Annotated in this window: 15 protein-coding genes and 3 pseudogenes; 11 read left to right on the plus strand and 7 right to left on the minus strand. The window is 69.6% G+C overall.

Annotated features, from left to right (window positions below; all coding sequences use genetic code 11):
* The first annotated feature begins 227 nt into the window (after nucleotides 1–227).
* Nucleotides 228–2,750, plus strand: coding sequence for an FHA domain-containing protein (locus ACFY3J_RS04400; protein ID WP_390840213.1), 2,523 nt, complete (start codon nucleotides 228–230; stop codon nucleotides 2,748–2,750).
* A gap of 82 nt (nucleotides 2,751–2,832) precedes the next feature.
* Here the strand turns inward: ACFY3J_RS04400 and ACFY3J_RS04405 are convergent, their stop codons facing one another.
* Nucleotides 2,833–3,552 (minus strand): transglycosylase SLT domain-containing protein, encoded by a 720-nt coding sequence (locus ACFY3J_RS04405; RefSeq protein ID WP_390840199.1) that lies wholly within the window; start codon nucleotides 3,550–3,552, stop codon nucleotides 2,833–2,835.
* Nucleotides 3,553–4,025: 473 nt separating this feature from the next.
* Between ACFY3J_RS04405 and ACFY3J_RS04410 the strand changes: the two genes are divergently transcribed.
* From ACFY3J_RS04410 to ACFY3J_RS04420, 3 genes are all read left to right on the plus strand, one after another.
* Nucleotides 4,026–5,171: a GAF domain-containing sensor histidine kinase gene (locus tag ACFY3J_RS04410; protein ID WP_384182649.1), complete on the plus strand. Its 1,146-nt coding sequence runs from the start codon at nucleotides 4,026–4,028 to the stop codon at nucleotides 5,169–5,171.
* On the plus strand, nucleotides 5,164–5,805 hold the full coding sequence (locus ACFY3J_RS04415) for a response regulator transcription factor (RefSeq protein ID WP_365425345.1): 642 nt from the start codon (nucleotides 5,164–5,166) through the stop codon (nucleotides 5,803–5,805). The genes ACFY3J_RS04410 and ACFY3J_RS04415 overlap by 8 nt, the downstream gene beginning before the upstream one ends.
* Before the next feature lie 156 nt (nucleotides 5,806–5,961).
* Nucleotides 5,962–6,207 carry a chaplin gene (locus ACFY3J_RS04420; protein ID WP_384182646.1) on the plus strand — a complete coding sequence of 82 codons (246 nt, stop codon included), beginning with the start codon at nucleotides 5,962–5,964 and terminating at the stop codon, nucleotides 6,205–6,207.
* A 97-nt stretch (nucleotides 6,208–6,304) separates the two neighbouring features.
* Here the strand turns inward: ACFY3J_RS04420 and ACFY3J_RS04425 are convergent, their stop codons facing one another.
* Nucleotides 6,305–7,093: a hypothetical protein gene (locus ACFY3J_RS04425; protein ID WP_390840201.1), complete on the minus strand. Its 789-nt coding sequence runs from the start codon at nucleotides 7,091–7,093 to the stop codon at nucleotides 6,305–6,307.
* Nucleotides 7,094–7,245: 152 nt separating this feature from the next.
* Between ACFY3J_RS04425 and ACFY3J_RS04430 the strand changes: the two genes are divergently transcribed.
* The 3 genes from ACFY3J_RS04430 (at nucleotide 7,246) to ACFY3J_RS04440 (ending at nucleotide 9,613) form a co-directional block, all read left to right on the plus strand.
* The gene (locus tag ACFY3J_RS04430; RefSeq protein WP_141362270.1) at nucleotides 7,246–8,043 is read left to right on the plus strand and encodes an ABC transporter ATP-binding protein; all 798 of its coding nucleotides are present in this window, start codon (nucleotides 7,246–7,248) and stop codon (nucleotides 8,041–8,043) included.
* A 51-nt stretch (nucleotides 8,044–8,094) separates the two neighbouring features.
* Nucleotides 8,095–8,526, plus strand: a complete 432-nt coding sequence (locus tag ACFY3J_RS04435; RefSeq protein ID WP_384182640.1) for an NfeD family protein — start codon at nucleotides 8,095–8,097, stop codon at nucleotides 8,524–8,526.
* A gap of 142 nt (nucleotides 8,527–8,668) precedes the next feature.
* A complete protein-coding gene (locus ACFY3J_RS04440; RefSeq protein WP_141362274.1) occupies nucleotides 8,669–9,613 on the plus strand; it encodes an SPFH domain-containing protein in 945 nt (314 codons plus the stop codon).
* 66 nt (nucleotides 9,614–9,679) lie between these two features.
* On the opposite strand, the gene ACFY3J_RS04445 is transcribed toward ACFY3J_RS04440, so the two are convergent.
* Together ACFY3J_RS04445 and ACFY3J_RS04450 are read right to left on the minus strand one after the other, a co-directional pair.
* Nucleotides 9,680–10,186 (minus strand): HNH endonuclease, encoded by a 507-nt coding sequence (locus ACFY3J_RS04445; RefSeq protein WP_141362276.1) that lies wholly within the window; start codon nucleotides 10,184–10,186, stop codon nucleotides 9,680–9,682.
* A gap of 164 nt (nucleotides 10,187–10,350) precedes the next feature.
* On the minus strand, nucleotides 10,351–10,890 hold the full coding sequence (locus ACFY3J_RS04450; RefSeq protein WP_384182635.1) for a YbhB/YbcL family Raf kinase inhibitor-like protein: 540 nt from the start codon (nucleotides 10,888–10,890) through the stop codon (nucleotides 10,351–10,353).
* Nucleotides 10,891–10,964: 74 nt separating this feature from the next.
* Here ACFY3J_RS04450 and ACFY3J_RS04455 point away from each other — a divergent pair.
* Nucleotides 10,965–11,222, plus strand: a pseudogene (locus tag ACFY3J_RS04455) (DNA-3-methyladenine glycosylase); the annotation flags it as partial.
* A 14-nt stretch (nucleotides 11,223–11,236) separates the two neighbouring features.
* Entirely contained in the window at nucleotides 11,237–11,848 is a 612-nt protein-coding gene (locus ACFY3J_RS04460) for a DNA-3-methyladenine glycosylase (RefSeq protein ID WP_384182632.1), read from the plus strand.
* A 402-nt stretch (nucleotides 11,849–12,250) separates the two neighbouring features.
* Here ACFY3J_RS04460 and ACFY3J_RS04465 read toward each other — a convergent pair whose 3' ends face one another.
* Nucleotides 12,251–12,571 carry a hypothetical protein gene (locus ACFY3J_RS04465; protein WP_384183037.1) on the minus strand — a complete coding sequence of 107 codons (321 nt, stop codon included), beginning with the start codon at nucleotides 12,569–12,571 and terminating at the stop codon, nucleotides 12,251–12,253.
* Nucleotides 12,572–12,693: 122 nt separating this feature from the next.
* Between ACFY3J_RS04465 and ACFY3J_RS04470 the strand changes: the two genes are divergently transcribed.
* A complete protein-coding gene (locus ACFY3J_RS04470; RefSeq protein WP_390840204.1) occupies nucleotides 12,694–12,984 on the plus strand; it encodes a hypothetical protein in 291 nt (96 codons plus the stop codon).
* 95 nt (nucleotides 12,985–13,079) lie between these two features.
* Here the strand turns inward: ACFY3J_RS04470 and ACFY3J_RS04475 are convergent.
* Nucleotides 13,080–13,250, minus strand: a pseudogene (locus ACFY3J_RS04475) (recombinase family protein); the annotation flags it as partial.
* Nucleotides 13,251–13,258: 8 nt separating this feature from the next.
* On the opposite strand from ACFY3J_RS04475, the pseudogene ACFY3J_RS04480 reads away from it, so the two are divergent.
* A pseudogene (locus ACFY3J_RS04480) lies at nucleotides 13,259–13,571 on the plus strand (DNA-3-methyladenine glycosylase); the annotation flags it as partial.
* A 159-nt stretch (nucleotides 13,572–13,730) separates the two neighbouring features.
* Here ACFY3J_RS04480 and ACFY3J_RS04485 read toward each other — a convergent pair.
* Nucleotides 13,731–13,954 (minus strand): hypothetical protein (locus tag ACFY3J_RS04485; RefSeq protein ID WP_390840206.1); only part of this gene is annotated, 224 nt, incomplete at its 5' end.

Here is a 13,954-nt window from a genome sequence, read left to right on the forward strand (position 1 = left end):
CCGCGGCGCGGCCCGGCCGCCGCGCATGTCCCCCTCGCGTCAAATACCACTCTCCGGCCGGGTTTCAACCCCGTAGGCGAAAAAGCAGCCGAAGCGGACGTACACACTCTTCACAAGGCCCGGCTTTCGGTCAGTGGGCTGAGCCTGAAATAGTTCCCCACGATGTTCGACATCCCTAGACTCCCCGCGACGGGGGCAACTCGGGGGACAACTCAGTGGGGCTTGGAGTGCCGGAACTCGTACTGGAAACCAATGGACGGACCTGGACGCTCGACCCGTCCCGGTCCTACGCCCTGGGACGCGATCCGCAGGGGGACATCGTGTTCGACGACGCCAGGGTCTCCTGGCGTCACGCCACGGTCAGCTTCAACGGCCGCAGTTGGGTCATCGATGACCACGGCAGCACCAACGGCACCTTCTCGCAGGGCCGTCGGATCCACCAGCTGGAACTCGGGCCGGGCGCGGCCGTCCATCTCGGCAACGCGACCGACGGGCCGCTGCTGAGCCTTTCCGGCGCCGCGGCCCCGGCGGCGACGCCGCAGGCCCAGCCGCAGCAGCAGCCGTACGCGGCCCAGGGGGCGAACCCCGGCTGGGCGCAGCAGGTGCCGCAGCAGCAGTCCCCGCAGGCCGGTTGGCAGGAACCGCAGCAGGGGCAGCAGGCGCCGTCGATCCCGCAGCAGCAGGGCCCCGGCAGCGGCGCGGGGGCGCCGCCGGTCTACGGCGACCGCAGCCCGACGACCTTCCACCAGTTCTCGCTCGGCCGCGTGATGCGCATCGGCCGTGCCCTGGAGAACGACCTGGTCGTCTCCGACCTCCAGGTCTCCCGCAACCACGCGGAGTTCCACGCCACGCCCGACGGCCGCTTCGAGATCCGCGACCTGGGCTCGCACAACGGCACGTACGTCAACGGCCACCCGGTCCCCAAGGGCGGCTCGGTGCAGCTCGGTCCGACCGACATCGTCGGCGTCGGCCACTCGACGTTCCGGATCGTCGGCGACCGGCTGGAGGAGTTCGTCGACACCGGCGAGGTGTCCTTCTCCGCCCGCCACCTGACTGTGACGGTCGACGGCGGCAAGCAGATCCTCAGGGACGTCTCCTTCGGCCTCCCGGAGAAGTCGCTGGTCGGAGTCATCGGCCCGTCCGGTTCCGGCAAGTCGACCCTGCTGAAGGCACTCACCGGCTACCGACCCGCCGACCAGGGCGAGGTCCTCTACGACCACCGCAACCTCTACAAGCAGTTCGCCGAGCTGCGCCAGCGCATCGGCCTGGTCCCGCAGGACGACATCCTGCACAAGGAACTGGCCGTGAAGAAGGCCCTGAAATACGCGGCCAAGCTGCGCTTCCCGGCCGACACGACGGCCGCCGAGCGCGAGGCCCGCATAGACGAGGTGCTGCGCGAGCTGAAGCTGGACGTCCACAAGGACAAGAAGGTCACCTCCCTCTCGGGCGGCCAGCGCAAGCGCGTCTCGGTGGCTCTGGAGCTGCTCACCAAGCCGTCCCTGATCTTCCTGGACGAGCCGACGTCCGGTCTCGACCCGGGCATGGACCGCGATGTCATGCAGCTGCTGCGCGGACTCGCGGACGACGGCCGCACGGTCCTCGTCGTCACCCACTCGGTGGCCGAGCTGGCCCTGTGCGACAAGCTGCTGGTGATGGCGCCGGGCGGCGCCGTGGCCTACTTCGGCCCGCCGGAGGAGGCGCTGAACTTCTTCGGCTACGACACCTGGGCCGATGTGTTCTCCGCCTTCGAGAACTACCGCGACTACGACTGGGCGGGCCGCTGGAAGGGCTCGCACCACTACCAGATGTACGCCGCGGACATCGACGCCGTCGAGCCGCAGTCCGTACACATGCCTCCGCCGCAGGCCATCAGGCCGCCCAAGCCGCAGGGCTGGGGCTCGCAGCTGATGACCCTGATCCGCCGGTACGTGTCGGTGATCGCCTCCGACAAGGGCTTCCTGGCGCTGTCGCTGATCCTGCCGGCGGTGCTCGGCGCGGTCAGCCTGCTCATCGACCACAACCGCGGTCTGCTGGTCAACGAGCAGATCAACCGGACGACGGGGCTGCACGTCCCGAACGGCACGGCGACCACGGTGCTGCTGATCCTCGCCGTCGGCGCCTGTTTCGCGGGCGCCGCGAACTCCGTCCGCGAGCTGATCAAGGAACGGGTCATCTACGAGCGGGAACGCGCCACCGGCCTGTCCCGCTCGGCGTACCTGATGTCCAAGGTGATCGTGCTCGGCGCGGTCACCGTGATCCAGGGCCTGATGGTCGGCGTGATCGGCTTCTCCAGCCGCGAGATCCCCGAGAAGGGCCTGATCCTGGGCAACGCCACACTGTTCGAGCTGTGCCTGCCGATCATGGCGCTCGGCTTCACCTCGATGATGTTCGGCCTGGTCATCTCCTCGCTGGTGAAGACCGCCGAGAAGACCATGCCGCTGCTGGTGATGTTCGCCATCGTCCAGGTCGTGTTCACCGGCTGCCTGTTCACGCTGAACGGCACCATCGGCGTCAACGAGTTCTCGTACCTGATGCCGTCGCGCTGGGCGGTGGCCGCCGCCGGTACCACGCTGGACTTCAACAACATCGCCCCGAACACCGACGACCCGACCAGCACCGACCCGCTGTGGGACCACACGGCCTCCGCCTGGGGCGTCGACATGGTCGCGCTGATCGCGCTCGGTGTCGTGTGCGGCTTCCTGGTGGCGCGCTTCCTGCGCCGTCACGAGCCGGAGGTCATGCGCCGGTAACCGCGCCGCGTCACGGCACGAAGGGCGGCACCCCGCAGCGGGGTGCCGCCCTTCGGCGTGCTGCCAGAGGTCCGCGCCGGCCTCAGTACGCGCTGTTGACGTGGTCGATGGAGCCGTACCGGTGCGCCGCGTAGTTGGCGGCGGCGGTGATGTTGGCGACGGGGTCGTAGATGTTCTTGGACGTGCCGGGCACGTGGTACGCGTTGAAGGTCGGGCCGATGACCTGGAGCAGACCCTTGGACGGGATGCCGTTGCGCGCGTTGATGTCCCAGTTGTTGATGGCGTTCGGGTTGCCCGAGGACTCGCGCATGATGTTGCGGTGCAGGCCGTTGTAGGAGCCGGGGATGTTGTGCTGCTTCATGACGGCGAGCGCCTGCCGGATCCAGCCGTCCAGGTTGTTGCCGTAGCTGGTGTGGGCGGCGACCGTCTGCATCTGCGGGCGCTCGGCGGACCGGCTCGCGGTCTGCTTGGCCTCGTGCGCGGCCTTGGCCTTGTGCGCGGCCTTGGTCTTGTGCAGGGCGGCGGCCTGGGCCTGCTGCTTCACGGCGGCCTGCTTCTTGGCCGCGATGGCCTGGATCTTCACGCTCTCGCCCGCGAGCTGGTCGGTGACGCTGGCCTTGACGCCCTGGATCGGCTGGGAGCCGAGCTGCACCGGGGCGGCGGCGACGCTGTTCGCCGGTTCGGCCTGGCTGGGTGCGGCCGAGAAGGCCACTGCGGCCGCACCGAGGACGGCGACGCCGGCGACGGCGATCTTGCGGGGCTTGGCCAGGGCACGACTGTGACGACGGAAGTTTGCGAGCATGGCGAAATAGACCTCTTCGAGTAGCTCGGAGGTCGCTCTCCGGACTGCGGGAGGGGGTCCGTCCCACACAATCGCCGCGAGCGGAAACCCGCGGCGTTGAGCGACGAGAGCAATTCTTAGCGGCCGCAAAATGCGCTGGCAAAGGTGTGACGTACGAAGCCGGGTAGTGGAGCGGAACGGATAAAACGGGACGGACGGGGTCGTCTGTCCCGTTCGCGATGGGGCCCTCTGTCTCCTATGTCCGTTCGTACGTGATCTGCGTCCTATGGGTGCGCTCACATCGGGTGGGAGGTTTTCTCACCGTTGGTTGCCGCCGCAACGCGCTGGGTGAGCGGGTTTTCCGCGTAGGACGCGGTACGCGCCGCCGCCCCCGGCCTGTCCGGTACTGGGCCGCCGGACCTAGGTCCAGCGGCCGGGGCGCGGCCGTCACAGGGCCGATCCGCGCCGTCACCCCCCGCCGGTACCGTGAGGACATGAGTCAAGGCCCCAGGTCCGGCCTCGCCGCGGTGAGCGCCGCGCTGCTGGCCATGAGCAGGCATCTGGAGGTGCGCGACGTCCTGAAGACGATCGTCGCCTCGGCCCGCGAACTGCTCGACGCGCGGTACGCCGCCCTCGGCGTACCGGACGACCACGGCGGCTTCGCCCAGTTCGTGGTCGACGGGGTCAGCGACGAGCAGTGGCGGGCCATCGGCCCGCTCCCGCGCCAGCACGGCATCCTCGCCGCGATGCTGCACGAGGCCCGCGCCGAGCGCCTCGCGGACCTGCGCGAGGACCCGCGCTTCGAGGGCTGGCCCGCCGCGCACCCGGAGATGTCCGACTTCCTGGGCCTGCCGATCCGTGACGGCGACGAGGTCATCGGCGCCCTGTTCCTGGCGAACAAGAACCGCGAGACGCCCCGGGGCGGCTGCGGCTTCACCGAGGAGGACGAGGAACTGCTCGCCATCCTCGCCCAGCACGCCGCGATCGCCCTCACCAACGCCCGCCTCTACGAACGCAGCCGCGAGCTGACCATCGCCGAGGAGCGCTCCCGCCTCGCCCACGAACTGCACGACGCGGTCAGCCAGAAGCTGTTCTCCCTGCGCCTGACCGCCCAGGCCGCCACCGCTCTCGTCGACCGGGACCCGGCGCGCGCCAAGGGCGAATTGCAGCAGGTGGCCGCGCTCGCCGCCGAGGCCGTCGACGAACTGCGCGCCGCTGTCGTGGAGCTGCGCCCCGCCGCCCTCGACGAGGACGGTCTGGTGGCCACCCTCCGCACCCAGATCCAGGTCCTCGACCGCGCCCACAGCGCGCGCGTCACCTTCACGACCCGCGGCATCCGCGCCCTGCCGGCCGCGCAGGAGGAGGCCATGCTCCGCGTCGCCCAGGAAGCGCTGCACAACGCGCTGCGGCACGCGTGGGCGGACCACGTCGACGTCACCCTGGACCGGCGCGGCTGCGGTGCCGTCCTGCGGATCACCGACGACGGCACCGGCTTCGACCCGACGGCGGTGCGCCGCGCGGGCCGCCATCTCGGCCTGGTCTCCATGCGGGACCGGGCGAGCGGGGTCGGCGGACGACTGACGGTGGAATCGGAGCCCGGCAAGGGCACCGCGATCGAGATGGAGGTCCCCGGTGGCTGACGCAATCAAGGTGCTGCTCGTCGACGACCACCAGGTGGTCCGCCGGGGCCTGCGCACCTTTCTGGAGGTGCAGGACGACATCGAGGTCGTGGGCGAGGCGGCGGACGGCGCCGAGGGGGTCGCCCGCGCCGAGGAACTGAGGCCCGACGTCGTCCTCATGGACGTCAAGATGCCCGTCATGGACGGGGTTGAGGCGCTGCGCCGGCTCCGCGAACTCGACAACCCCGCGCGCGTGCTGATCGTCACCAGCTTCACCGAGCAGCGCACGGTGGTCCCGGCGCTGCGCGCGGGCGCCGCCGGGTACGTCTACAAGGACGTGGACCCCGACGCGCTCGCCGGCGCCATCCGCTCGGTGCACGCCGGGCACATCCTCCTCCAACCGGAGGTCGCGGGCGCCCTGTTGTCCCAGGAGGAGAGCAACTCCGGCCAGAGCCGCGGAACGTCACTGACGGAGCGGGAGCGGGAGGTGCTCGGCCTGATAGCCGACGGCCGCTCGAACCGCGAGATCGCCCGGGCCCTGGTGCTCTCCGAGAAGACCGTCAAGACACATGTGTCGAACATCCTGATGAAGCTCGACCTGGCGGACCGCACCCAGGCCGCGCTGTGGGCCGTACGTCACGGCGTGAGCGGCTGACTCCACCCGCGGACGGCAATTCGGAGGGTCCCGCTCCGGACTGAGATTCATACCGTCGTGGGAATGCCCCCCGGATGGCGCAACCTCCGTGCGGCCCGGCCGTTCTCCAGTGCGTACCGCGGCGACTGCCGCGGCGATCACCAGGGGGGGTCGGTAGTGAAGAACCTGAAGAAGGCAGCGGCCGTGGCGATGGTGGCCGGCGGGCTCGTGGCCGCCGGCGCCTCGATGGCCTCCGCCACCGACGGTGCCTGCGCCGGCGGCGCAGCCAAGGGCTCCCCGGGCATCGTCTCGGGCAACGTGGTCCAGGCCCCGATCCACATCCCGGTCAACGCCGTCGGGAACAGCGTCGACGTCGTCGGCGTCCTGAACCCCGCCTTCGGCAACCTCGGCCTCAACCACTGAGCCACCTCGACCGACGGCCTCCCGGCTCCCCCCGGGAGGCCGTTTCGCGTTCCCTTTCGCCGTCCGCGGGCAGTCTCGACGCCGGTCGGGCCGCTCGTCAGCGCGCCCCCTTTTCCCGCTCCTCCACCACCGAGTTGTACGCCGCCACCTGCGCCCGCCGAGCCGTCCGCTCCACCGGCCGCAGCGCGGCCCCCCGCGCCGCCATCTCGGACGCGCTCACCGCGCCCCCGTGCCCGTTCTCGTACGCCAGCGAGACCAGCAGCGCCACCCGCCGCGCCAGCTCCAGCACCCGCACCGCCCGAGGCGGGTACCCCGGCGCCAGAACCTCCTGCCCCCGCTCGGCCCGCGCCCGGTACGCGTCGATCGCCGCCTCCGCCACCGGCCCCGATCCGGCCACGTCCAGCCGCGACAGCACCGAAGTCGCCTCCCGCAGCGCCTCCGCCAGTTCCCGCTCGGCCTCGCCCAGCGACGGCACGTCGGCCGGCGGCGCCTCCCGCACGGGCAGCACGTGCCACAGCACCTCCGCGTGCACATCGCCCTCGGGCCCCGCCTCGTGCACCTGGGGCACCAGCCCGAAGGCGGCCCCGTGGCAGAGCACCGCCTCCCCGGCCTCCAGCGCCCGCGCGTTGAACTCCGGCGGCCCGCTCAGCCCCAGCGGATGCCCCGGCGCGGGCAGCGCCACCCGCAGCGCGCCCACCCCGAGCCGCCGCAGCCGCCCCAGCGCCAACGTGAGCCCGACCGGCCCCGACTCCCCGGGCAGCCCTTCCAGCCGATGGACAGCGTCGTCCCCGACGATGGCGAGCACGGCGTCGTCCGGCGAGACATATCCGGACAAGAGGGAGTTTCCCCAAGCGGCGAGGCGTCCAGAGCGCGGTTCCGAGAGCATGCCTCCACCCTAAGGACCGGACCGATGGAACGGCCCGCCCGGCTCGTGGCGTAGATTCGGTGAGGGCTGCGCCCACCGGCGCGGCGGACCCAGCCACAGGCGTACGCGACAGCCGAGACCGGCGGCACACTGCAAGGGGAGACAACGCGCTCATGAGCGATGTTCTGGAGCTTCAGGACGTATCCGTGGTCCGTGAGGGCCGGGCTCTCGTGGACCAGGTCTCCTGGTCGGTCAAGGAGGGTGAGCGCTGGGTCATCCTCGGCCCCAACGGCGCCGGCAAGACCACCCTGCTGAACGTCGCCTCCACCTACCTCTTCCCCAGCAGCGGCACCGCCACCGTCCTCGGCGAGACGCTCGGCAGGCCCGGCACCGACGTCTTCGAGCTGCGTCCCCGCGTCGGCATGGCCGGCATCGCCCTGGCCGAGAAGCTCCCCAAGCGTCAGACCGTGCTCCAGACCGTGCTGACCGCCGCCTACGGCATGACCGCCGGCTGGCAGGAGGAGTACGAGGACGTCGACGAGCAGCGCGCCCGCGCCTTCCTCGACCGCCTCGGCATGAGCGACTACCTGGACCGCAGGTTCGGCACCCTCTCCGAGGGCGAGCGCAAGCGCACCCTGATCGCCCGTGCCCTGATGACCGACCCCGAACTGCTCCTGCTCGACGAGCCCGCCGCCGGTCTCGACCTCGGCGGCCGCGAGGACCTGGTCCGCCGCCTCGGCCGGCTCGCCCGGGACCCGATCGCCCCCTCGATGATCATGGTCACCCACCATGTCGAGGAGATCGCCCCCGGCTTCACCCACGTCCTGATGATCCGCCAGGGCAAGGTCCTCGCCGCCGGCCCGCTGGAGCTCGAACTCACCTCCCGCAACCTCTCCCTGTGCTTCGGTCTCCCGCTCGTCGTCGAACAGGTCGGTGACCGCTGGACCGCCCAGGGACTGCCGCTGTCCTGAACCCACTCCGCACCCTGTCCGCCGTCACCGCCCGCGGCCTAACATGACCATGTGAACAACATCGACGCATGGGTGTGGTGGCTGGTCGGCGCGGCGGCGCTCGGAATCCCGCTCGTGGTGACCGCGATGCCGGAGTTCGGCATGTTCGCGGTGGGGGCGGTCGCCGCCGCGGCCGTCGCGGGCTTCGGCTTCGGCGTCGTCATCCAGGTGCTCACCTTCGTCGTCGTCTCGGTCGCCCTCATCGCCGTCGTCCGGCCCATCGCGGCCCGGCACGGCAAACAGCGCCCCGAACTGGCCACGGGGGTGGACGCGTTGAAGGGCAAGCAGGCCCTCGTCCTGGAACGCGTCGACGGCTCCGGCGGCCGTATCAAGCTCGCCGGGGAGATCTGGTCGGCACGCGCGCTCGACACGGACCACGTCTACGAAGCCGGCGAACAGGTCGACGTCGTGGACATCGAGGGCGCCACCGCCGTCGTCATGTGACCTCGCACCAAAGGCGACCACTGCAAGTGGACCGAACAGGCCGCGAGTTGGACAACGGTCTGTCAGACTCGACCAGCAAGATCTTCGACAACCGTAAGATCTTCCGAAAGAGCCGAGGCGGAGAAGGGTACGGGCAGCAACGATGGCACCGGTCATCATCGTTCTGATCATCCTGGTGGTGTTGGTCTTCATCGCCCTGATCAAGACGATCCAGGTCATCCCACAGGCGAGCGCCGCCATCGTCGAGCGCTTCGGCCGCTACACACGGACACTGAACGCGGGCCTCAACATCGTCGTCCCGTTCATCGACACCATCCGCAACCGCATCGACCTGCGTGAACAGGTCGTGCCGTTCCCACCGCAGCCGGTGATCACCCAGGACAACCTGGTCGTGAACATCGACACCGTCATCTACTACCAGGTGACCGACGCCCGCGCCGCCACCTACGAGGTCGCCAGCTACATCCAGGCCATCGAGCAGCTCACGGTCACCACCCTGCGCAACATCATCGGCGGCATGGACCTGGAGCGCACCCTGACCTCCCGCGAGGAGATCAACGCGGCCCTGCGCGGCGTCCTCGACGAGGCCACCGGCAAATGGGGCATCCGCGTCAACCGCGTCGAGCTGAAGGCCATCGAACCGCCGACCTCCATCCAGGACTCGATGGAGAAGCAGATGCGCGCCGACCGCGACAAGCGCGCCGCGATCCTCACCGCCGAAGGTACGCGCCAGGCCGCCATCCTCACCGCCGAGGGCGAGAAGCAGTCCCAGATCCTGCGCGCCGAGGGTGAGGCCAAGGCCGCCGCCCTGCGTGCCGAGGGCGAGGCCCAGGCCATCCGCACCGTCTTCGAGTCCATCCACGCCGGAGACCCCGACCAGAAGCTGCTCTCCTACCAGTACCTCCAGATGCTCCCGAAGATCGCCGAGGGCGACGCCAACAAGCTCTGGATCGTGCCCAGCGAGATCGGCGACGCCCTCAAGGGCCTGTCCGGAGCCATCGGCAACTTCGGTTCCCTGGGCGGCGCTCCGAGCGGCGGCAACGCCCCCGCGGCCACCGAACGACGCGAGAAGCCGTCCATCGACTGACCCGCCCGGTCCGTCATGTCAGTGGGGCCCGCCTTCGCTACGAAGGCGGGCCCCACTGACGTACGCCTATGCGGCCGACCGGGCCAGCCAGGCGGGAAGCGCCTCCAACTCCTCCTGCCCCAGCGCCAGAAGCATCGCGTCCGCGGGCGTCGGCTCGAACGGCTCCCGCAGCAGCGGCATCCCGGCCTGCTCCGGAGTCCGGTCCGCCTTGCGGTGGTTGTCCTCCGCGCACGAGGCCACCGTGTTCAGCCAGGTGTCCTGCCCGCCCCGCGACCGCGGCACCACGTGGTCCACGGTCGTCGCGCGCCGCCCGCAGTACGCGCACCGGTGCCGGTCCCGTACCAGCACACCCCGCCTCGACCACGGAGCCTGTCTTCGGAACGGCACCCTCACATACCGGCACAGCCGTATGACCCGGGGCGCGGGGATGTCGACCTCCGCACCACGCAGCCGCAGCTCCGGATGGGCCTGCTCGACCACGGCCTTCGACTGGAGCACCAACACGACCGCTCGCTTCAGCGTCACCGTCGACAGCGGCTCGAAGCTCGCGTTCAGCACCAGCGTGTCCCGCATCCCAGCCCACCTCCCAAGAGCGCCGGCCCACCCCCTGGCGGGCTGGATCAACTCTGGCCGGGCTCGCCGGGATGGACAACGCAATAAAAATGCCCGCCCCCGGCCACGTCCAAGACCAGAAGCGGGCAAACGTTCAGTGAACGGCGGCCTGCGCGCCGCGCGGCTCAGCCCTCGGCGGGATTCTCGTACCCACCGATCAGCTGGGCGCGCGCCAGCGTGTGGAAGCGCAGGTTGAAGCCCACCACCGCGGGCGAGGCGTCCGAGTCCGGACCGAGCTTGTCCTGGTCCACGGCGTACACCGTGAACACATACCGGTGAGGTCCGTCCCCGGGCGGCGGCGCGGCACCGCCGAAGTCCTTCGTGCCGTAGTCGTTGCGCGCGTGCACGGCACCCTCGGGAAGCCCCTCGAACGCGCCGCCGCCCGCACCCGCGGGAAGCTCCGTCACCGAGGCCGGGATGTCGAACACCACCCAGTGCCAGAACCCGCTGCCCGTCGGGGCGTCCGGGTCGTAGCAGGTCACGGCGAAACTCTTGGTCTCCGGCGGAAAACCCGCCCAGCGCAGCTGCGGGGAGGTGTTCCCGCCCGCGTGGACCTGAGCGTCCTTGAGTGTCGCGCCCTCCCGGACGTCGTCGCTCGTGACCGTGAAGGACGGCACGGGCGGATGGAAGTCGTGGGGGAGCGGCCGCCGCTTGAGCTCGGTCACCTCGGTACCTCCTGATCAGTTCCTGGATGATTCCCGATCCATGATCCCATCCGGCTGGACTACGCTCGTGAGCCGTGATCGCGCCCTCGGACCGTACGCCGCTGCCCAGAGAGTTCTTCGACCGCCGCGTCGTGGAGGTCGCCCCCGACCTGCTGGGCCGCGTCCTGGTGCGTACGACTCCCGACGGCCCGATCGCCCTGCGCCTGACGGAGGTCGAGGCCTACGACGGCCCGGACGACCCCGGCTCCCACGCCTGTCGCGGCCGCACGGCCCGCAACGGCGTGATGCCCGGTCCCCCGGGACACGTATACGTCCACTTCACCTACGGCATGTCAAGTCGGTCAGCATGAACGTTGAAAATCTCGCTCACCCCGCTGAAGAAGTCGCCCCCAGGCTGCTCGGTGCCATCCTCACCCACGAGACACCCGAGGGAACCGTGAGCATCACCATCACGGAGACCGAGGCGTACTCCGGTGCGGCCGACCCCGCCTCCCACGCCTACCGAGGCAGGACACCCCGAAACGCCGTCATGTTCGGACCCGCAGGACACCTGTACGTCTACCGATCTCACGGTCTCCACTGGTGCGCCAACATCGTCACCGGGGCAGACGGTATCGCTACAGCTGTCCTCATCCGGGCCGGCAGGGTCATCGAAGGGGAAGACCTGGCACGCAAGCGGCGAGGGGACAAGGTCGAGAGTCCACGTCTCGCGCGGGGTCCGGGCAACTTCTGCCAAGCGCTCGGCATCACGGCAGAGCACAACGGCACAGACCTGCTGACAGGCGCCTCGGTGGCACTGTCCGAGGGCGAGCCAGTACCCGCCGCACTCGTCCGGGCTGGTCCTCGGGTAGGCGTGAGCAAAGCCCACGACTGGCAGCACCGCTTCTACCTCGCCGGTGATCCAACGGTCTCGGTGTACCGACTGAGCCCGAGAGCCAAGCCGTCCGCCGGAGCCTGAGCCGCTGTGCGCCTCGCTCGCGGCTCGCCGGTGAGAGTTGGGCCCGAAGATGCGTGATCGGCGCTGGCGAGCGTGGCGCGTGACGCCTACCTGGCCGATCGAGTGACTGCCGACGTGAAGGGGCCATCCCCACCCGTTCGGCTCGAGTCGGCTTCGAAGATCAGCCGGTGGCCGTTCGTCCATGCGGGGCACCATCCCGATGCCGGAGCAAACCCCCGGATCAGGCGGGGGAAAGCTGGAGCTGCTCTCTCGACGTGGATGAGGCGCACAAGCTGCTCGACCGCTTCGACAGCAACCCAGCCGGGGAAGTGCTGACGCACTCGGAAGGCGGCTCGCTCACAGAGGGGCGCCTTGAGATCATCCAGGTTCACCCCCCACCCCTACGCCGTCGAGCGACGGGAGTCAGTACGTCTGGACGAAGCACATGGCGATGGCGGAGCCTCCGAGAATCACCAGTTGTGAGACACCCGACACCCATCGGCGAAAGACCAAGAGCGGACCAGCGATCACGGCGGTGCCGATGGCGAGAAGGCGGATGAAGTCCCACTTGGCGGCGACACGCGTAGCTGGATCGGGATGCTGCATGCCGGTGTGAATACCGACGTCCCACATGCCTGATCCGTAGAGAACGAAGAGCACGGGCAGGACGAAGAGCTCACACACGAACAAGACGATGGCTGTCGTGTAGTCGCCCGCTCGCCCTGGTCGATCGATGCTGGTCATGCAGGGTGTGACTCGTCGTTGGGCTGTCAGGTTGTGCCGGTCCTGCCGGAAATACCGGGGCGTGGTGGACGGCCTTCAAGGCGGCGGCACCCGGCCAACCGCTCGTCCTGACCGTGGTGGAGGTGAAGCGTCTTGCCCGTAACGCTGCCGAGTTGATGACCCTGTCTGCCACCCTCCAAGCGGACGGCATCCAACTGGAACTCCTGTCCGGCCCCCTCCAGGGTGTGTACGACCCGAACGGCGCGGGGGCGTTCCAGTCCTTCGCGATGGACCACAGGGAGACAGCGGCCAGGACATCCCGGTATGCCTGCCGCAGGGCTTCCGCCTCCTCGTCGCGATGCGTGCCGTCGCGCTCAAAGCCGAAGGGGCGAGTGCTCCAGAAGGGCCTGCCCGACACCCTGCGGCGCTCATGACCGAGCACCTGACGCTCTACTCGCATCCCCTGAGCCTGTGCGGCGGCCAGATGAACGCCGGTCTCCTCGGCCAGGTCCACCAGCTCGACCAGGTCCCGTGTCGTCCGGTAGAGGCGGTCGTAGTGCCTGGCTACGACGACATCAGCCGTACCCGTCCGAACGAGCTCGACCACGCGCCTCCAGCCCTCACCGCGAGCCGACACCTTGCGGCCCTCAACGACGCGGAACTTCGACGCCGAAGAGTCCTTCTCCGTGATGACCTCCACAACCGTCCAGCCGTTCCCGCCGCCTCTCGGCCCGCAACGACAAGGAACTGGCCAAAGGTCCGGCCCGTCTGGCCCTGGCCCTGGCCGTGCCGGACCCTCGACGGCACCGACGCCTGCGCCGCCGGCGACACCCCTATACGGATGCTCACCGGTACACCCGTCCGCGCCGACCAGGTACGCAACGGTCCGCGCACGGGAGTGGCCGGCGCGGGCGGCAACGGTGACGTCCACCCGTAGCGCTTCTGGGTTGCCGGCGACCCGACGGTGAGCCCGTACCGGGCCCGCATGCAGAGACGCCGCCGAAGTCGACTGGGAAGTTGACTCGCCCGCGGAAGGTGCGTAACGTAGCCCAAGCCGCTGAACCGGGTACGGCGATCGCCTGCAGCCGGAGCGGCCAACCCACTACCTTAACGATCACCCCTTCAGCGGGGTCGTCTTCGGTGCGCTCGCGTACCCGAATTCGAACTCGCAAGGACTCGATTATGAGTCGCCGGGGAAATCAGCTAACGTAGTGAATGTCGAAAGGCCGACAGGCGAAAGCCCTAAAGCCCAGGACAGACCCCGCTGACTGGGGGTCAGGTCGAGAAAAAGATCTGATAGAGTCGGAAACACCGAAGGGAAGCCCGGAGGAAAGCCCGAGAGGGTGAGTACAAAGGAAGCGACCGTTCCTTGAGAACTCAACAGCGTGCCAAAAATCAACGCCA

This window comes from Streptomyces sp. NPDC001231 (genome assembly GCF_042896885.1).
In the GTDB taxonomy this organism is placed as follows: Bacteria; Actinomycetota; Actinomycetes; order Streptomycetales; family Streptomycetaceae; genus Streptomyces.